This is a genomic window from Halomarina halobia, assembly GCF_029338575.1.
Taxonomy (GTDB): domain Archaea; phylum Halobacteriota; class Halobacteria; order Halobacteriales; family Haloarculaceae; genus Halomarina; species Halomarina halobia.
Map to the genome: position 1 here is coordinate 759,608 of NZ_CP119993.1, position 18,820 is coordinate 778,427.

Genomic DNA, 18,820 nt, shown 5'->3' on the forward strand with positions numbered 1-18,820 from the left:
CTGTCGTGTCCCGGGGTGGGCCTCAGCAGGATGGCTCGTCGCCCGCCATACCCGGAGCGACGTTCTAGTGAAGGGAACCGTTGTCTACCGATCGAATCTCTTTTATAACGGATCTAGGAACGGTCCGGAGGCGGCATTTCCCGGCGAGCGGCGGGCAACGGCTTGTCGTGCAGTGTCGGAGACCGACTCGGTGACGTCTCACCCGTTGGGAGCTACTCAAGCAGCCCTGGATTCGCCTCAAACACGTCGATCGCGGTGCAAATGTTCGAGATCGGGTGGTATCCGGGTTCGACGGCGACGTCGTGGGTCTGGTCGGGGAGTTCGCCCTCTCGAGAGACTGATTCGTACCAATTCCCGTTCCGTGGATTGACGAGGACGCGGTCGGCATAGGTCCACAGCCGGTCATACCAGTCGAGATACGACCGATCGTGGACGGCTAAACGCGCTGCCGCACCGATCCCCTCGGCAACGGCCCAGCCGTATTTATCGGAGCTCACTGGCTCGTCTTCCCGGTCGACCGTGTAGTAGAAACCGCCGTACTCGTCGTCCCAGCCGGTTTCGACCGCCGTTTCGAAGAGGTCGGTTGCCGTCTCGACGAGCCAGTCCTGTGGCCGGTGGTCGTGAAGGTGTAACAGGAGCTTCGTCCACTCGACGTGGTGTCCCGGCTGGTAGCCCCAGGGACGGAACTGATGGTCTGGGTCCTTCCAATTGTACTCGTAATCCGGCGTCCAGGTTTCATCGAAGTGCTCCCAGAGACAACCGTTATCCGTGTTCTCACAAACGAGAGCGTCGGCGATCTCGGCTGCGCGGTTGAGGTACTGTTTCTCCCCAGTTGCCTCGTACGCGGCGAGCATCGCCTCGCAGGCGTGCATGTTCGCGTTCTGTCCACGGTAGGCGCCCAGTTCCTCCCATTCCGGGTCGGCCACATCGGCGTAAAGGCCGTGGGCAGGTTCGTAGAATCGATCGTCGAGGACGGACGTTGCACGCTCCAACTCTTTGCGAGCAGACGGGAGGCCGACATCAACGGCCGTTGCCGCCGCAAGGACGGCAAAGGCGTGGCCGTAACAGTAGCGCGTCCGCTCGCGCGGTTCGCGACCGGCGAGGATCCAGTTGTATCCTTCATGAGTCTCGTCCCAGTGGACGTGGCGAAGAAAGTGCAGACCGTGTTCGGCGGTCGCTCGACAGTAGGTCGGCCCATCGCGTTTAATACCGACACTGAAGTTATGAATCGCCCGGCACGTCGCGACGAGATGCTTGGTCAGGCCGTCGTAGACGTGTCCGTCCCGCTCGTCAAGTTGCGCGACGTAGCCACCGAATCGGGTGTCGATGCAGTCCGGGTAATAGTGGTTTAGAACCCGAACGAGTCGATCCCTGAGACGGGATGGATCACGGTGGGTGTGCTGTGACATCGGTTGACCGATTCGTCGGACCGACCTAAATTCACCCGGTTAGTTCACAAAGGGACACGGCGGACTCACCGAGTGAACTCTGAGACCGAGCAACTGCGATACTGACTGACATAGCACGGTCGGCACCATTGAATGGGAAATCAGTATCACTAATCATGGACGGGGAGCAACTTCTGTGTGCGTTCCTTGTCACTCTCGTTTCGGGTATATCCAAGACGCAGGCTGCCCAGTGAAATGGGGTTATCGGTGAGGATATTCGCGGGAACCCCTCACCGACACGTGGGATCGCAGACGCTTCGGCTCAGCTCATAGTGGAAAACGGTTAACCGAGAACAGGAGAGACGTAGTCAGCCCGAGGCTTATTGCAGCCACTGAAGAAATGGGGAGGAAGGCCTCGACGATAAATCACGTGAGCAGGCCGCTGAGAAGGCCCTCTGTGAGTCCAAGGGCGAGGAATGCCGAGTATCTCGGCATGATCTCCTTTTATCGGTCGATCATTTATGGGTGGTTACAACGACGAATGTTACCTGCTCATTTGGCTCATGCGACACCGTTCCTTTTGATGGCAGGCCATGTCGCTCGCGCCCACATTCACTATGCGAGCAGCCCTCCTCGGAGCTTACTGCCTCCGACCGGCGCCAGTATCGACCTACTCGAACTGGCTCTTCACAGCGTCGGTACCGCTGTCGGAGGCCAGTGATCGCTGCTGGTTAGACCGGCACGCCCGATAGGGGGTACAACAGAGAGGCCGACGATCGAGTGCCGCTGGATGTTGTACAGAGACACGAGCCCCACAGGTCGTCGTGATGGGCGAGCGTAGCAAGCGCTTCGCCGAGGGCGGTCAGGTCGTGGTGCTGTTCATTCTCCGCTGTGGACCGGCAGCCAAGTCAAGGGCGATACCAGCCATAGAAACGTGTGTCGGGATGCTTCAAGATCGGGTTTGAGACGGATTGATGAAAGACTGTGATGCACATCAAGGGTCGTACGTCGACAGAGTTACTTTGACGGTATTCTGAGAGCGACTTACAATCGCGCCATTCGCAACACGCGATGGTACTCTCATCACCCCACTCACGTTTATGACGGCAGCAGCGCTAGCGGTAATACTAATTACTCAGATTTTGAAGACGGTGTGCTGTTCCAGTCGAGAGAGATATTGACGCGGCAGTGCTAGACGGACAACCGTGATCTGCGAGGGCTAGAACTCGTTTTGGGCATCGCGATGAGTGCGGCTCTCAGAATCCCGGTGTCTAAACGACTGTTTCTGCGCGTTTATACTACTCAATTGTTACTAGGCCGGACATTGTCTGGCTAGCGCGAAGGCTACTGCTAGTTCGTTCACCCGGTATGTGGTCTCTCGCTACCTGCAGAGATGATCTTCACCGTGCGTACCGAGTAGGATGAGGTAGTTACGAGACGTAGTAGAATGTACATCGAGTTCTATGGATTTATTGAGATAATATAATCACTATTAGTATTTATATGGAGTATATAACAATTAATGACACATATATTGGGTGAATTTCGATATCCGTATAATATCCTCACCTCGGTACCAGGCACGCTCGTTGTTTACTGTAGTGGTTCTTTATCTGAGCAATTACTTTTGATATAATCTACTGCTCATAACCGACGTGACCTGTCTCTTCCTGATTGTATGTTCTATGTCCCGCTTTGTCGCAACCTCGCCGTTCTATCAGCTGCTTAACCGTTCCTCACGGCGCTTGTGCGGCTGTTCGATCAGATCCTCGCCGCCAAGCTCGTCTACCGTGTGAATCACGCCGATTCGGGAGAATTCACTGGCGACCGGTACTGTTCGAATCCGGAGGTACCCCTGAGCAGTCGAAACGAGAGTGCAAACGATGTCGCCCTGGGTTATCCCTTTTCGACAGGCACCATCGCAGTGGTGAATGCGACCGTCTCACTCACGGCCGTTCGCGTGACAACCCGATACACCCACGCGTGCTTGTCCTCGATTTCATTCCTAGCCCTGCGTACGCGTGCTCACCAACGTCCTATTGTGCAGTGACGTGTCGGCGGAGCTGTGTCGTCACAGCCGTGAGTTGCTGCGTCGTGATCAGATCGCTCTCCGCCGCGGACCCGTTTCCGACCGGTTGATCAGGAGCGGCAGACGCTCATGGCTTGGCATCGGCGAGAGACGGCTATTGCAGTGTCTGCGGATGCGTCTCAGCGATGATCTGCTCTGCACTCTCGGTGAGAAGGGTTCGAACCTCGTCGGTGAGGCGATACCGCTAAGCGCGCGCGAGCACCGATCGATATGGAATCTGGTCGCAATCGAAGCCGACTACAGTTGCGTGACTAGGCTGTGCGGTGAGTGTCCGGTGGAGCCGCGCGTAGCTGAACCTACGCAGCTATTTGAACGAACAGAGCGTTCACGATCACGTCGAAGGGATATACACCGATGTGCCACGCGGGATACTGGTCGTCGGCTGCTGTCTTTGGAATGTCTGTGTCGGTGAGGGCGGCGAACAGGAGTGCTTCAGCGTTAAAGTGCTCCCGTACTTGTGTGTCGAGGTCGGCTGCGGAGGCGAGTGTGGCCGTGGACGCTGTTTCTGTGGGAGCATATCTCGGGTACGTCGCGGTTGATAGTAACCTGCTCCTGCATTGGCTAGCACGTACTCACCCGGCCGACTGCCCCTGGTCCATGCATAACACCTCCGTATTCGGAACTTCTGCCCGATCAAAGTTGAGGCTACAACGGGTTTATCGGACCTGAAATGCGTGCTATCGGACGAATTTCTGAGCTAGGGCTGCTGCAAATCGACTCCCAGACTCAATCTCTTGTCGAATTTTCAACTGGTCCGACGATTTCCTCGAGCCGCTCACAGCATTACCACTCAGAACTGGCTTTCTCTCGGTCTAAGAGATTGGTCATCCGATATTGGTCTCCTTCTTGAGTCGTGTGAGTGTATTGTCCGCCGTCACAATCGGTGAGTGCTCGTACTCTCCGGTCAGTCCGACCTGGGCGAGCAGATCGACTGCTCGTCAGATCGATTTCACCGTCAGGCACGAATCGCTCGAGCGGTTAGCCCACACCGTGATCGCATGCATTGAGAACACTACTCTCAACTTCTGAACCTACTGCTCGTACAGTGGCTAGAACATACTCAACCGGTCGACTGTCCTCCGATTCACGCAGGATACCCCCGCATTCGGAACATCTGACCAGCAGGGCATTAGATGAGAAAGTCGGCTAAACGATAGTTTAGGGAGTAACAACTAAAGACGGTCAGCATCGCACTTTGCGAGCATCGGCTCGGTCCGATCGGTCACTGATGACGCGACGAAGATCCCCCGGCCGGTCTTGGTGGTCCGCTCACTCTCGGCAGTCGAAAGCTGTCGGTGCTAAGTAAAACCTCGATCGCGACGGTAGGGAATTTGTTCGTGACCTACGAACACCTCCTTCGCTATCGCCAATTCGAGACGACGGGCCATACTGCCCAGTCATGGGAAATCGTTCCGTTGGCTATCGTTCCATCGCACTCTGAATAACAAATATAGCCTTGTTATGGCAGTCTTCGACGGCGCGGTGAGTATCGTGGGCGTATTCAGATTCACTGATTTAGGGCGCTTCGTCGCCTGTCTCGGCCCCGTATCCGCGTTCCAGGGGTAGAGCCACAAGCCACGAACTCCGTTCGTGAGTCACGAACGCATCCTTCAGTTTACCACTCCATCCAGTTAGGATCTTCACACCGAACCGTCCATTCAATAGACGCTATCGTCTCCATGTCCTCTTCGTCGAGTTCGAGATCCCGCGCGGCGAGGTTGACCCGAATGTGCTCCTCGCTACTGGTCCGCGGGATAGCGGCCACGCCGTCCTGAGCGAGGAGCCAGGCGAGGCTGACCGCCGCAGGGGCCGTCTCATGTTTCTCCGCGACGTCCTGAAGTTCGGGGACATCGAAGACCTTTCCCTGTGCGAGCGGCGAATAGGCGACAGCGTACATATCGTTGTCGCGGAGGTGGGACCGAAGCTCCTCCTGCTGGAGCAGCGGGTGAATCTCTACCTGGTTCGCGTACAAGGGGATGTCAATGAGATCACACGCGTGGTCGACGTCCTCGATGGTGTAGTTGCTCACGCCGAGTCGCTCGACTCTACCGTCCTCGACGAACCCCTCGAGGACCGGGAGTACGGTGTCGATGTCGTCGCGGCCACGCGGCCAGTGGTGGTATAGCAGGTCGATGGTGTCCACGCCGAGTCGGTCCAGGCTTTCCTCGACAGCGCTCCTGACGTACTCGGGCGTCTTCTCCGGTTCCTCGAAGTGAGCGACCTTCGTCGCGACGAAGAGGTCTTCGCGGTCCACGGACGCCTGATCGAGAGCGTCACCGACTTCCGACTCGTTCTCGTAGAGCCGAGCGGTGTCTACGTGCCGGAACCCCGCCTCGATAGCTGTCTCGATGGTCGCCGTTCCGTCTTCACCTGTGAGGCTGTACGTCCCGAAACCAAGCCTGTAGTTGTCGTTTTCGAACACGCGTACGAGTTCGTGGGGGCCGAAAAAATAGCTATTGGTCCGCCACTGTCGTCCGTTAGCGGTCACTGCTCTGCCGTGAATCGCTCCTATCTCTGATCTGATGGTCGGATCCTGCTCACAGCACCGTTCAGTCGTCGACTTCGAGTAATTCGAGCCGTCGTAGGTGCTCGAAGCTCTGGGTGTGGTGGTAGAGCGTCGTTGGGTCCCCAGTGAGTCGTTTCCACATATCCCAGTGGTTCGAGAGAAGTCGATCGGTCCGGAGGCCGCCGCGATCTTGACGAACTCGTTCTCGTCGTTGTACTACTTGGTGAGCTTCTGTTCGCCCGTCTCGTGGACGGGCGTTCCCCCGACCGTGCCGTACGCGAGGCCCGCGAGATCGATGTCGTATCGCTCGCCGATCCCGGTGATCTCCAAGGGGGCTTCGAGTCGCCGCCGTAGAAGAACGCCCCCACGTCGTCCTCGAATACGTACGACGCCGGGTGCTCGGCGTCTGGGTCGTACGCCGGTTCGGCACGGACGGCGAACTTACCGATGTCGACCGTCCACCCCTCCTCGACCGACTCGAACTGTCCCTCCTCGATGTCGTAATCGGTTGGCTACACCTCCCTAATGCGTGCCACCTTGATGCCCACAGGCGGGCCGTACAGGTTTGTGTGGGTTCCGGCCACCAGTGGCCTCCTGTGACGGCTCGTGAATGTGATCGACGCGTTCGTGTGTCGCGAACACCCCACAGACCGACTCGGCATCCTCCGGGGCGGACGGGACGGGGAGTCATCAGGATCGTCCGTGACGGATCTCCTGGATGTTCCGACCGATGAGGCAGAACCTCGGTGCGCCGTAACACATATATTCAGCCGTCCAGAGAAATAAACTGTATGACGAGTCAGCACGAGGAGGTAGTAGCGACTACTACCCCTGATACGGTTCGGAACTACGTTGGCGGTGGCTGGACGACGATAGACGGCGAGACCCACCCCGTCGTCGACCCGGCGACCGTCGAGGACCTCGCGGAGATCACCTACACGTCCGCGGACGACGTCGATGCCGCGGTCGGCACCGCACACGAGGCCTTCGAGGAGTGGCGGCGCACCCCGCCAGTCGAGCGCTCGCAGTACCTCTTCGACCTGAAGGGGGAACTCGAAGCGCGCGCCGACGACATCGCCGAGGCGCTGAGTCGCGAACACGGCAAGACCGTCGGTGAAGCGCGCGGTGAAGTCCGCCGGGGTATCGAGAACGTGGAAGTCGCGGCGGGCATCCCGAACATGCTCCGGGAGGGCAGCGGAATCGTCGAGGACGTCGCCAGCGGCATGGACGAATCGGCCGTTCGCCAACCGCTGGGCGTGTTCGCGGCCGTCGTTCCGTTCAACTTCCCGGCGATGATCCCCCTGTGGTTCCTCCCGTATGCCGTCGCGACGGGCAACACCTTCATCCTGAAGCCGAGCGAGCGCGTCCCGCTGAGTTCGCAGCTCATCTTCGAGGCCGTCGACGCCGTCGACTTCCCCGACGGGGTCGTCAACCTCGTCAACGGCGGCAAGGAGACGGTGACCGCACTGCTCGAACACGAGGACATCGAGGGAATTTCGTTCGTCGGGAGTTCGAGCGTCGCGCGCCACGTCTACGAGACGGCTGCTACGTCCGGCAAACGCGTTCAGGCCCAGGGCGGCGCGAAGAACTACGCCGTCGTGACCGAGAGCGCCGTCCTCGACCGTGCGGTGCCGAACGTCCTCGGATCGGTCTACGGGAACGCCGGCCAGCGCTGTCTGGCCAACGACGTGGTCGTCGGCGTCGGCGACGTCTACGATGACCTACGCGAACGCCTCGTCGAGGGTGCGGAGGACCTGACCGTCGGCGTCGGCCTCGACGAGGAGACCGACATCGGCCCGGTCATCACGCCCGAGTCGCGCGACCGGATCGACGAGATGGTCGACGAGGCCGTCGCAGAGGGCGCCGAACTCGTCCTCGACGAACGCGACTTCGAACATCCCGAGTACCCCGAGGGGAACTTTATGGGGCCGGTCCTCCTCGAGGGCGTTACCAGCGAGATGGCCATCGCCCAGGAGGAGATCTTCGGTCCGGTACTCTGTCTCGCCTCGACGGACGACCTTGAGGGTGCCATCGAGATGGTCAACGCGACCGACTACGGCAACGCCTCAACGATCTACACCGAGCGAGGGGGCGAGGCCCGTCAGTACCGCTACGAGGTCGATGCGGGCAACATCGGCGTGAACGTCGGCGTCTGTGCGCCGATGGGCTTTTTCCACTTCGGGGGTCGGAAAGCCTCGTTCTTCGGTGATCTGCACGCCCAGGGCGAGGACGCGATCGACTTCTATACGGAGAAGACCATCGAGATCGAACGCTGGTTCAGCTAACACGGACGAGCCTCCTCTCTCGGCTCTCGCATAGCTCACCGCTATAGGACTGACAGGAAAATACGGTCGCTGCTACTGCCGGTTCTATTGCGTCTTGTGCTGTGTCGCTACTGCCTGGTCGTAGATCTCGCGGGCCTCACGGTTCGCAGTCGAGAGCGTCGCCGTATCCTTGCCGACGATGAGGAAGTCGAACCCCCGCTGGATGCGGTCCGTGACGTCGTCGGTGTTGACCGTCAGCGTCCCGACGGCGATTCTAGCGTTTCGGGCGGCCTGGATGACCCGGTCCATCGCGTCGGCGAGTTCCTGTGGGTTCTCCTGACCGAAGACGCCGAGCGCGCCGGACATGTCGGCGGGGCCGACGAACAACGCGTCGATGCCCCCGACGGCGGCGATCTCCTCGGCGTTCTCCAACCCGGCTTTGCTCTCGATCTGTGCGATAGTAGTGAACGAGCCGTTGGCGTTCTCGACGTACTCGGTAAAGCTGTCACCGTACTCGGCGGCGCGCCCGGAGGCGATGCCCCGAGTGCCCTCTGGCGGGTAGCGCATCGCCTCGACGAGGTTTCGCGCCTCCTCGGCGGTATCGATCATCGGAACCATCACGCCATCGATACCGATGTCGAGCACGCGTTTCAGGCGGACTGGGTCGTTCCACGGGATGCGGACGACGGTGTCTGTGGGGCTGTCGATCGCTTCGACGGCCCGCGCCATGTTCTCGACGGTTTCGAGGGAGATGGTCGTGTGCTCGGTGTCGATGAGGACGAAGTCGACGGCGGACGAGGCACTGACCTCGGCGATAGCCGGGTGACCGACTGACAGCCACGTCCCCATCGGATACGTTTCTTTTTCGAGTGCGGTTTTCAGGTTCGTGTTCATGGTTGATGTGGTCGTTCGCTTGCCCGGGCTCACCACTGGATTCCAGTGGCGGTGCTCTGTCCGAGCGGTTACCAGTCACGTTGGCTTGTGTGAGCGATATTCACTCACCCGCAATAAAAACACGGGTCGAAGTAAGCATCCTCCGGTTCTCCCTATTCCGACTAGTGTACTTCCCCTTCCGAGGACCGACACACCTACAAACCGATGTCGGATTCGGACGCTACACGTCGATAAGGACCTTCCCGTCGACCCGCTCCGCAGCCTTCTCCACTGCCTTATCCGCCTGCGAGAGCGGAAACGTCGACGTGACGAGCGGGAGGTTATCCAGCCGACCGGCGCTCATCAGCCGAATTACGCGCGGGTAAATCTCCCGGCCAGTGTGTCCCTCGGAGCCGTACATCTGTGCGCTGGCCCCCTGGTACTTTCGAGTGTCGAGTTCAGGAGCGCTGCTCGCGTTGCTGATGTGGACGACGTTGGCCTCTTCAGCGAGCGTCTTCTCGATGACTGGATACGTCTGTCGCACCGCGCCTGCCGTCTCGAGGTGTACGTCTGCACCCCGACCGTGGGTGAGTTCGTCGATCTTCTCGACGGGATCGACCTCGAAGGGGTCGTACACGTGTTCGAACCCGATACTCCGGGCGATCTCTCGACGTTCGGCCGACGGCTCGAACCCGATGACCTTCCCGGCACCCGCAGCGCGCGAGACGTTCATTCCGGTGAGCCCGATGGGGCCGGTTCCGTGGTAGACGTGGTGGTCCCCGGGCCAGATCCCGTCGGCCCGTCCGAACATCCCGTGGTAGGTGATGGTGCTCGGTTCTATCGTCGCAGCCGCTCGCAGGAGGTCATCCTCGTCGTCGTACGCGTCGGCCAGCGGTTCGACGCTCCACAGTATCTTCTCCGGAACAACGAGGTATTCGGCGAACGCGCCCGGAATCGTGAACCCCACCTGTTCGAAGTTCTCGCAATGACCGTGGAACCCACGCCGGCACTGCTGGCAGCGACCACAGTACTCAACGACCTCCGACGTGACCGGTTCGCCCACCTCGAATAGGTCTGCGTCGTCCCCCGTCTCGGCGACGGTCCCCGAGAACTCGTGGCCGGTGATATTCGGGAACTGGGTGTACGCCGAGTAGTGCATGTATCCTTCGTCGTCCGTTCCGATCATCGAGCAATCGCTCCCGCAAACGCCGGCGTACTCGACTCTCACGAGGACCTCGTTAGCTGCCGGTTCGGGCCGCTCCGTATCCTCAACGTTTAGCTCCGGGTGTTGCCAGACCTTCGAACTGTTGTGTGCCTTTCTGGTTTCCTGTTCGCTCTTCGTGAGGTCATAGTCGGGATGCGGGTTCCATTCCGCATCGACCACTAGCGCCTTCATGGTGGTTCGCTAGCTCCTTTAGTTCGATTGTGTATAAAGATGTGGGAGGGATACAGGAATAGTAAGGAACCGCCGATAGGAGTCGACGCGGCCCGTTCACCCCAACGTATAAATCGTGTTCCTCGTAACTACTCACCGTCGAACCACGGAGGGAACACCAATGTACGAAGACTTCGCTTCCGACCTCGCCGTCACGATGTGGGCCGATTTCGACGAAACGCCCGCCCGTGACGGTCCGACCGTATCGATCGCTGATCTCTCGACCGTCGTCGTCGACGGGAACTTCCCCTGGACCATCGTCACTGTCGAAACGGAAGACGGGACTGTGGGGGTCGGCGAGTGTTATCCCTCGCCGGGCGTCCACGAGATCATCACCGACTACCTGCAACCAGTCCTCGAAGGCGAGAACCCGACGGACGTCGAGCGCCTGTACAACCTCATGCGTGCGAGCCTCTCGGGGCGCGGCTCCCAGCAGGGGGTCGGGACCATCGCGATCAGCGGCGTCGAGATCGCCCTCTGGGATCTGACCGGGAAACTACTCGACCAGCCGGTCTACCAACTGCTCGGTGGGAAGATGCGCGAGTCGGTGCTGGTGTACGCCGACTGCCACGCCGGGGAGGCGATGGTCTCCTCCGCACAGGAGGGCCAGGAGCAGGAGACCTACCAGCCCGAGGCGTACGCACAGGCCGCCCGCGCCGCCGTCGACGACGGGTTCGACGTGGTCAAGTTCGACCTCGACGTCCCCTCCGGTCGGTCCCAGAACCGCAAGTCGCGGCACTTCGACGGTCCGGAAATCGAGCACAAGCGTGACATCGTCGCGGCGGTCACCGAGGAGATCGGCGACGACGCGGAGGTGGCGGTGGACCTCCACTGGAACTTCAGTCCGGAGACGGCGACCCGCCTCTGTCGGGCTATCGAGGGGTACGGCCTCGCGTGGGTCGAGGATCCGTTGCCGCCGGAGAACGCGGATGCGATGACGGCACTCGCGAACCGCGTGGACGTCCCCATCCTCACCGGGGAGAACTGCTACGGCCGCCACGGCTTTCGCGACCTCATTGAGGGACAGGGCGTCTCGTTCCTCGCGCCGGACGTCCCGAAGGTCGGCGGCATCGCCGAGACGAAGAAGATCGCCGACATGGCCGAGACGTACTACCAGACGCTCGTCCCGCACAACATCGGTAGCCCAGTCGCGACCGTTGCCACCGCCCACGTCGGCGCGACGGTGCCGAACTTCTACGGGCTGGAGTACCACGCCCGCGAAGTCCCATGGTGGGAGGACCTCCTTGTGCAGGAGGTACCACTCATTCAGGACGGCCGTATCGAGATTCCCGACTCCCCGGGTCTCGGTATCGAACTCGACTGGGACGCCGTCGAAGCACACCGAAAGGAGTAGTGAGCTACTCCAGTCACCGCCCGTTCGTGACTGCCGAACGCTTCGGTGGATGACTGGATACTGACCGCACATGATCGCCGAACGTCGTTGCCGACACAGACAGTATGAAACACACCCGGACAGGACCGCCACAGCGAGGCGTCGCTGACAGTACCGTACCGTCGATTTCACGACTCGTGCGGTTGAGCGGCAGTCTGTCGGCGTGGGTCACCCAACGATCCGTCCCGACCGGGAGCGGGGTCCGAGAGGTGACTACGGACGACGAACACTCGGTGCTGGTTGAGTTTGAGAGCGATGTAGGGGCGTTCTGGAGGAGTCACAGATCGCGACCGGGCGGAAGGCGGACAACGCTGTCGAGAGTTACGGGTTATGGCTCCAAGGGGACAGTGACGTTCTCCCTGCCCCGGCTCAACGAGTTACAGGTAAAAGGGCCCGACGACGCGGTTTCCAGCAGCTGTTGGTCACGGAACCGGCCGACCCTTACATGGAGACTGGTGGCCCGACGGTTACATCATCGGCTGGGAGCACACGTTCGTCCACGAGAACGAGGAATTCATCCGTACCGTTGCGGACGGCACGCACTACCACCCGGACTTCGACGACGGTTGCCGGGTCAAGCGTGTCGTCGAGGCCATACAGGAGAGTGATAGACGTGGCAAGCGAGTGGTCGTCTGACACAGAACACGTGCGACGTTACGGACGGCGGCATGACCCACGATGATTCACAGTACGACTATGAGAGCAGCACGATTTCACGACAATGAAGAGATACGCATCGACGAGGTAGACCCGTCGCCGGTCGGCGAGACGGATGTTCGCATCGACGTCGCTGCCTGCGGTATCTGTGGCTCGGACCTCATCGAGTACCAGCGAGGCCCGCTTCACACCCCCGAGAAACCACACCCCGTGACCGGCGCTAGCCTGCCGGTCCCCATGGGCCACGAGTTCGGCGGCACCGTCACCGATGTCGGGTCGGCCGTCACGCGCGTCGACGAAGGTGACCGCGTGGCCGTCCATCCAAATATCCCGTGTGGCAAGTGTCGCTACTGTGAGGACGGCCGGTACAACGTCTGTCCGGATGTCGTCGCCGTCGGTTTCCAGTTGGGCGAGGGCGGGTTCGCCGAAAGCGCAGTTGTTCCTGCGGGACAGGTCCATCCGTTACCCGACAGCGTTCCGGCGGAGGCGGCCGCGCTCGTCGAACCGTTCGCCGTTGGCCTCCACGCCGTCCGTCGGTCGGGTCTCCAGCCCGGTGACACCGCCGCCGTGTTCGGGTGCGGACCCATCGGACAGACCGTGGTGCAGGCCGCGACGGCGACCGGCGCGAAGCGGGTCTTCGTCTCCGAACCCAACGACACCCGCCGCGGTATCGCTGGGTCCTTCGGTGCCGACGTCACTATCGACCCACTCGAAACTGACGCGCCCGGGGCGATTTCGAGCGCGACCGATGGGGGAGTCGACGTGGCCTTCGAGTTCGCAGGCGTAGAGGCGACGTTCAACGCGGCGATCGACAGCTCCCGCCGCGGCGGCACGGTGACCGTCGGGAGCATGAGCCGGGGACCGGTGTCGACGGATCTCGACGACATCGTCACGACGGAGCGAACCGTCGTAGGAACGTATTGCTATGGGTTCCCGCCGCGGGCCAACCGGACCGAGTTCGGCGCTGTCATCCAGTCACTCGCCGACGGGGACATTGACGTCGATGCATACGTCACGGACCGCATCGCCCTCTCTGATATCGTCGAATCGGGCTTCGAGGCCCTCCTTGCATCGGATACCGACCAGGTAAAGGTCCTCGTCACGCCCTGACGCCAGTCCGAGCAGACCGCACTACTTCTCTCCCGGTGTTCTACTCCGGCCGGGTCGGGACGTCCCTGACGGTGCTACAAACGTTGCACATCGTAACGTGACGATGGACGGCTCCGCGTAAGCGACGAGGTCTCTGTGGGACAACGTCACACGCCAGCCCGCCATGACGACGGCTGACCGGTCAGTACGAGCCGACGGGGTCCCGACCGTCGTGCGCCCGGATCAGGTCGGCGATGAGTTCCACGTCCCGCTTGGCCTCCCGAGGGCCGGTCAGGACCTCCTCGCGCCCCTCGGCGCACTCGACGAAATATTCCAGTTCAAGCTTGAAGCTCTCCTCGTGGGAAGGGGTCTGACGGGACTCCTCGATTTCCTCCGTGCCCCCGCGCTTGATCTTGATCTCTGTGGGCGTGTTCTTGATGAACGCGTTCGAGAACTCGAGGGCGTACGACCCCTCGGGCGCGTCGACGCGGATGCGCTCGTCGTACCACTTACGCTCGGTCGCCCCCGACTGGAGCGTACACCGCCGGTCGCCCTCGTATCGGAGCTGGGCGGTGAGATACTGCCAGCCGTTGAACACGTCCACGTGGTCGATGGCGGTCACCTCGCCGAACAGTCCCCGAAGCGCGTTCACGTCGTGACAGATGCTTTCTAAATGATACCCGTACGCGCGAGTGAGCGTCTCGTCGTCGGTCCCGATGGCCGCCTGTAGCTGCGCGGCGCGCTGTTCTCCGCTGGCTTGGAGGAACTCGTCGTCGAGGTCCGCTGGGATATTGTCGTACACCTCCCCGATGACACTGCCCACGTCCGGCGGGATAACCGTGTTCGTGATGAGGTCGATGGACTCCGCGTTCTCGAGTTCCTCGGCGAACCGCTTGTAACTGGGGTCGTAGCGCTTCATGTACCCGATCATACAGACGGCGTCGGTGTCGTCTGCAGCGGCGACGACGTCCGCGGCGTCTTCCGGGGTCACAGCGACCGGCTTCTCGACAAAGGTGTGTAGGTCGGCCTCAAGCGCGGTGATGGCCGTTTCTGCGTGCGTGTGCATCGGCGTGGCGATGACGACCCCGTCGAGGCTCTCGGCCTCCTCGGCGATCAGGTCGTCACTGTTCGTGTATCGGCCGGGAATGTCGTACCGGTCGCCGAGTTCCTCGACAACGTTCGTCCCGGGGTCGGCGATGGCGGCGACCTCGGTTTCGGGAATCTCCACTAGGTACGGTAGGTGCATTATCTGTGCGATGTTACCGGCACCTATTAGTCCGACTTGCATGGCGTGCGTTGGTTACACAGTACCATAATTATAGTTTTCCCTCGACGGATTGGGCGTGTCCGAGACGGACACTGGCGAAAAGAGGGTGCTGACAGAGTTTTATCGCGCGGCTGACTCACCGCCGCAGTTCCCCGCCGCCTACTCATCACCTTCCAACAGTTCACGTCGATGCTTCAGGTGGACTGCATGTCACCAGTCACTGCCCGCCAATAGTCGAGGTTCTCTTTGGCGTGGACGAGTGTGTGCTCCGTTCGGTTCTCGATCTCGATAGTGATATGGCTGTCATATCCAGCGGCCTCCAGTGCTTCGTAGAGGCTATGAAAGTCGATGACGCCGTCCCCGAGGTCGGTGAAGGAGTCGTAGTAGAGGAACACCGTATCGAGATGACGCTGGCCGTTCGAGAGCGCCTCGATGTGGTCCTCAAAGCCGTCACTGGGCGCGATGTCTTTCAGGTGGACGTACTCGATATCGTCGGCGAAGCGCTCGATGCCGTCGGTTACGTCCCCGTCGGGGTAGTGCTCCCCGTACGGGTAGTGATGTGCGCTGTCCCATAGCAGACCCAGGTTGTCCGGCGTCCGATCGAGCCACGTCTCGATTTCGTCCGGCCGCTCGATGCGAGTGCCCCCGTGATGGTGGAGCACGGGCGTGATCCCAGCATCGCTGGCGGCGTCACAGATCTGTCCGAGCCACCGCTCCAGGTCTTCGTCGTCGGTCGTCCCTCGGTGGGGTGGGAGGATGCCGAGGTAGGGGGTACCGAGGTCGGCGACGGTTTCCGTGCCCGACACGATGCGGTCGGCCACGGTCTCGGATTCGAGCCACGACCCCATCACACAGTAGAGGTCGAGGTCGTAGTCGCCGAGTTGCTCCCGGAACGCGTCGGTGCCGACGGCCGATATCTCGCTGAGACTCGTCTCGACGCCGTCGTATTGGCTGGCGCTGATCTCCGCGACGCCGTCCAGTAGCGATTCGTACATGATTGTCGTGTAGCCGACTCCCATACGCTCACTGATAGCGCAGGTCAGTAAATAGGTTCGGATTAGACTTCTGAACGGTCCTGGTCCGGCCGAACGACATCAGCCGATACTGCCACCAGTGGCCCGAAAGGACGCCGAGGCCTCGCTAGAACAGCGCTCGTCATCCTTGCTGGATAGCGCCGGTCATGTGGCCGACGAGTTCCTCGCGATCGATGGTCCCGTCGTTCTCCAGTTCCGTTACGAGGCTCCCCGACCGGAGAACGGCGATGCGGTCGGCGACCTCGAACACCTCCTCCAGGTTGTGCGTGATGAAGATGACCGTCTTCCCGGAGGCCTGGAGTTCCTCGATGAGATCGAGGATCTTCTGCGAGCCCTCTACGGAGACTTCGGCGGTCGGCTCGTCGAGGATCACCACTCGCGGGTCGGTGATGAGCGCGCGGGCGACTGCGATCGCCTGCTGTTGTCCCCCGGAGAGTTCCCCGGTGATCGCCCTCGGGTCGATCTCGAAGCCGATCTCGTCGAGCGCCTCGATGGACCGCCGTTCCATCTGCTCCCGATCGATGCGGCGTAGCACCTTCCCGGATACACCGTCCTTTAGCGGTTCACGGCCCATAAACACGTTCGCGGCGACGTCGTGTTGCATCGAGAGGGACATGTGCTGGAACACCGTTTCGATCCCCGAGCGTTTGGCCATCGTCGGCGAGTCGAGTACTATCTGCCCGAGTTTCCCGGTTTCCTCGTCGCGCATGTAGAACTCGCCGGCAGTCGCCGGAATGACGCCAGACAGGAGCTTGATGAACGTCGATTTCCCGGCGCCGTTGTCCCCGACGATCGAGAGGACTTCGTTGTCCTTTATCGAGAGGCTGACGTCCTCCAGTGCGACGATGCTGCCGTAGTGCTTCGAGACGTTTTCGACGGCGAGGATCGCGTCGTCGTCCGCGTCCACTGATGGCGACACATCGGACTGCACGGCCGTTTCTCCGCTCCCGCTAGCGATTGGTCCGTCTGCTTTTGACATGCGTGCTGTGTTATTGTCCACCATAATAAATCTGAGGATATCACACGAACTCGTGGTAGGTGCGAGGCTCTCCCCTCTGATCCACGCCGAAGACAGAGTACGCGTAGTCCCGCCCATGCTGGAGTTTGGGTCGATTCACGCGCCCAACTGTGTAATCGTGTACATCGCCACGAGGCCCCAGAGTACGACCGTCGCTCCGACGGCCATCGCAGCCTTGCGGCTGTCGAACCCGTGCAGGACCCGTGTCGACCGGTAGAGCAGGTAGATCGACGGGAGTGCGATCACTGCGACGGCTGCGTACACCACCGGGAGGACGAAATACCAGCCGAACAGTAGAACAGGGACGAACAGCAGCACCGTCGGCGCGAAGCTGTAAATCACACACTGAAGGCTCCTGTCGAAGTCACCCCTCGTCCCGATAGCTTTCGCCGACGCATGGAGCATCACGGTCGTCAGCAGGATGAGACCTGCCATCAGCATGAAGGCTACCAGCGGAAGCGTCCCGATGGCCTCGATGCCAGCACTAACGATGAGGAGCGAGAACTCCCAGCCCAACACCGCGTTGACGACCATCATCAGGACGAGTGTGATGACCGTCCAGACGACGGTTCCGACGGCGGCGAAGACGAGCGGCTCGTCGATCCGCTGCACGTCGTGGTCGACGTACTCGAAGAACCCTTCAGTATCTGTACCAATCCGCCGAAGCGGCTGCAGGTATCCCTCAGTGAAGTACTCGATACGGAGGTCGCGGCTCAGGACCTCGATGAGCACTGCCGCGATGATGAAGATTCCCGTGAAAACCTGGAAGAGACGGACGCCGAGGCCCGCCAATACGAGGATGTTCTGGGTGAGCGCAAAGATGAGCGCGCCGAGGAACGTTCCCGGGATCGACCCCTCCCCGCCGAACAGGTTCGTGCCGCCGATGACGACGCTCGCGATGACGATGAGTTCGACTCCCTGCCCCGTCGACGGCGACACTGCCTGCGTGAACGCGAGCTGCCCCATACCGGCGAATGCCGCCAGCAGGGCGACGAGCATGAAGTTGATGATCTTCACGTGGTCGGTTTTGATCCCCGTCCGTTGGGCGCTCTCCTGATTCCCACCGGTGAACATCGACCGGTAGCCGAACGCCGTCTTGTTGAGGACGTAGTACCCGACCCCCATCAGTGCTAACGTCCAGACAATCTGGATCGGAAATTGGCCGACGACGGGCAGGACGCCACTCACGTCAAGGATGCCGCCGATGTAGAACAACAACTGCGGATACATGTCGTCGGTGATCGAGGCGGTCTGACCGCCCAGTATCACTAGCGTCAACCCGCGCAGTAGTGTCAGTGTCCCGATGGTGACGATGAGCGATGGGAGGCCGAGCTTGGTGATGAGAAGCCCCTGGAACAGCCCGTGCAGGGCTGCCAGGAGAAACACGACGAGCACGACGAATGAGATTGAAAGCCCTCCAGTGTACAGTGTCGCGACCAGCGCGGCCGAAAGCGCCATGAGCGACCCGACTGACAGGTCGAATTCCCCCGACACCATCAACAGCGTCATCCCGTAACCGATGATTGCCGTGATGGCGGTGTTCCTGACGATTCCTAGCATGTTATTCGTACTGAGGAACACGTCCGACCGAACGAGCCCTCCCAACAACAGCAACACGAGCACTGCGAGCATCGCTCCCACCTCACGTCGTTGGGCTAACCTCGCAGCGAGGCTCGGCCCACTGTCTCTTGTTACCGAGGCATCTACCTCTGCCATGACTGGGCAATTAGAGTCGTCCCTAATAAAACATCGGGAAAACCTCGGAGATGAAGTGAACAGAACGGATGAATGTCAACCACGGCTGTCG

12 protein-coding genes are annotated in these 18,820 nt (G+C 60.8%); 3 read left to right on the forward strand and 9 right to left on the reverse strand.

Annotation, left to right across the window (positions count from 1 at the left end):
* Positions 1-212 precede the first annotated feature (212 nt).
* The gene (locus tag P1K31_RS19005; protein WP_276305939.1) at positions 213-1,409 is read right to left on the reverse strand and encodes an AGE family epimerase/isomerase; all 1,197 of its coding nucleotides are present in this window, start codon (positions 1,407-1,409) and stop codon (positions 213-215) included.
* Between the two features lie 3,683 nt (positions 1,410-5,092).
* Entirely contained in the window at positions 5,093-5,899 is an 807-nt protein-coding gene (locus P1K31_RS19010; protein ID WP_276305940.1) for an aldo/keto reductase, read from the reverse strand.
* Positions 5,900-6,774: 875 nt separating this feature from the next.
* On the opposite strand from P1K31_RS19010, the gene P1K31_RS19015 reads away from it, so the two are divergent.
* Entirely contained in the window at positions 6,775-8,268 is a 1,494-nt protein-coding gene (locus P1K31_RS19015; RefSeq protein WP_276305941.1) for a CoA-acylating methylmalonate-semialdehyde dehydrogenase, read from the forward strand.
* Between the two features lie 84 nt (positions 8,269-8,352).
* Here the strand turns inward: P1K31_RS19015 and P1K31_RS19020 are convergent, their stop codons facing one another.
* Together P1K31_RS19020 and iolM are read right to left on the reverse strand one after the other, a co-directional pair.
* Positions 8,353-9,141 (reverse strand): HpcH/HpaI aldolase family protein, encoded by a 789-nt coding sequence (locus P1K31_RS19020; protein ID WP_276305942.1) that lies wholly within the window; start codon positions 9,139-9,141, stop codon positions 8,353-8,355.
* 220 nt (positions 9,142-9,361) lie between these two features.
* Positions 9,362-10,516: a scyllo-inosose 3-dehydrogenase gene (iolM, locus tag P1K31_RS19025; RefSeq protein WP_276305943.1), complete on the reverse strand. Its 1,155-nt coding sequence runs from the start codon at positions 10,514-10,516 to the stop codon at positions 9,362-9,364.
* Positions 10,517-10,676: 160 nt separating this feature from the next.
* Between iolM and P1K31_RS19030 the strand changes: the two genes are divergently transcribed.
* A complete protein-coding gene (locus tag P1K31_RS19030) occupies positions 10,677-11,909 on the forward strand; it encodes a mandelate racemase/muconate lactonizing enzyme family protein (RefSeq protein WP_276305944.1) in 1,233 nt (410 codons plus the stop codon).
* Between the two features lie 480 nt (positions 11,910-12,389).
* Here P1K31_RS19030 and P1K31_RS19035 read toward each other — a convergent pair whose 3' ends face one another.
* The gene (locus tag P1K31_RS19035; protein ID WP_276305945.1) at positions 12,390-12,587 is read right to left on the reverse strand and encodes a hypothetical protein; all 198 of its coding nucleotides are present in this window, start codon (positions 12,585-12,587) and stop codon (positions 12,390-12,392) included.
* Positions 12,588-12,644: 57 nt separating this feature from the next.
* Between P1K31_RS19035 and P1K31_RS19040 the strand changes: the two genes are divergently transcribed.
* Positions 12,645-13,715, forward strand: coding sequence for a 2,3-butanediol dehydrogenase (locus tag P1K31_RS19040; RefSeq protein WP_276305946.1), 1,071 nt, complete (start codon positions 12,645-12,647; stop codon positions 13,713-13,715).
* A gap of 181 nt (positions 13,716-13,896) precedes the next feature.
* Here P1K31_RS19040 and P1K31_RS19045 read toward each other — a convergent pair whose 3' ends face one another.
* The 4 genes from P1K31_RS19045 to P1K31_RS19060 form a co-directional block, all read right to left on the reverse strand.
* Positions 13,897-14,982 carry a Gfo/Idh/MocA family protein gene (locus P1K31_RS19045; protein WP_276305947.1) on the reverse strand — a complete coding sequence of 362 codons (1,086 nt, stop codon included), beginning with the start codon at positions 14,980-14,982 and terminating at the stop codon, positions 13,897-13,899.
* A gap of 173 nt (positions 14,983-15,155) precedes the next feature.
* Positions 15,156-15,980 carry a sugar phosphate isomerase/epimerase family protein gene (locus P1K31_RS19050; RefSeq protein ID WP_276305948.1) on the reverse strand — a complete coding sequence of 275 codons (825 nt, stop codon included), beginning with the start codon at positions 15,978-15,980 and terminating at the stop codon, positions 15,156-15,158.
* A 136-nt stretch (positions 15,981-16,116) separates the two neighbouring features.
* Complete coding sequence (locus tag P1K31_RS19055; protein WP_276305949.1) at positions 16,117-16,974, reverse strand: ATP-binding cassette domain-containing protein; 858 nt, start codon at positions 16,972-16,974, stop codon at positions 16,117-16,119.
* 135 nt (positions 16,975-17,109) lie between these two features.
* Complete coding sequence (locus P1K31_RS19060; protein WP_276305950.1) at positions 17,110-18,729, reverse strand: ABC transporter permease subunit; 1,620 nt, start codon at positions 18,727-18,729, stop codon at positions 17,110-17,112.
* Positions 18,730-18,820 lie beyond the last annotated feature (91 nt).

What these genes read in the sequence shown, in the direction of transcription:
- P1K31_RS19005 (WP_276305939.1), bottom strand. Translation starts at nt 1,409, where the DNA reads ATGTCACAGCACACCCACCGTGATCCATCCCGTCTCAGGGATCGACTC.
- P1K31_RS19015 (WP_276305941.1), top strand. Translation starts at nt 6,775, where the DNA reads ATGACGAGTCAGCACGAGGAGGTAGTAGCGACTACTACCCCTGATACG.
- P1K31_RS19020 (WP_276305942.1), bottom strand. Translation starts at nt 9,141, where the DNA reads ATGAACACGAACCTGAAAACCGCACTCGAAAAAGAAACGTATCCGATG.
- iolM (WP_276305943.1), bottom strand. Translation starts at nt 10,516, where the DNA reads ATGAAGGCGCTAGTGGTCGATGCGGAATGGAACCCGCATCCCGACTAT.
- P1K31_RS19030 (WP_276305944.1), top strand. Translation starts at nt 10,677, where the DNA reads ATGTACGAAGACTTCGCTTCCGACCTCGCCGTCACGATGTGGGCCGAT.
- P1K31_RS19040 (WP_276305946.1), top strand. Translation starts at nt 12,645, where the DNA reads ATGAGAGCAGCACGATTTCACGACAATGAAGAGATACGCATCGACGAG.
- P1K31_RS19045 (WP_276305947.1), bottom strand. Translation starts at nt 14,982, where the DNA reads ATGCAAGTCGGACTAATAGGTGCCGGTAACATCGCACAGATAATGCAC.
- P1K31_RS19050 (WP_276305948.1), bottom strand. Translation starts at nt 15,980, where the DNA reads ATGGGAGTCGGCTACACGACAATCATGTACGAATCGCTACTGGACGGC.
- P1K31_RS19055 (WP_276305949.1), bottom strand. Translation starts at nt 16,974, where the DNA reads ATGTCAAAAGCAGACGGACCAATCGCTAGCGGGAGCGGAGAAACGGCC.
- P1K31_RS19060 (WP_276305950.1), bottom strand. Translation starts at nt 18,729, where the DNA reads ATGGCAGAGGTAGATGCCTCGGTAACAAGAGACAGTGGGCCGAGCCTC.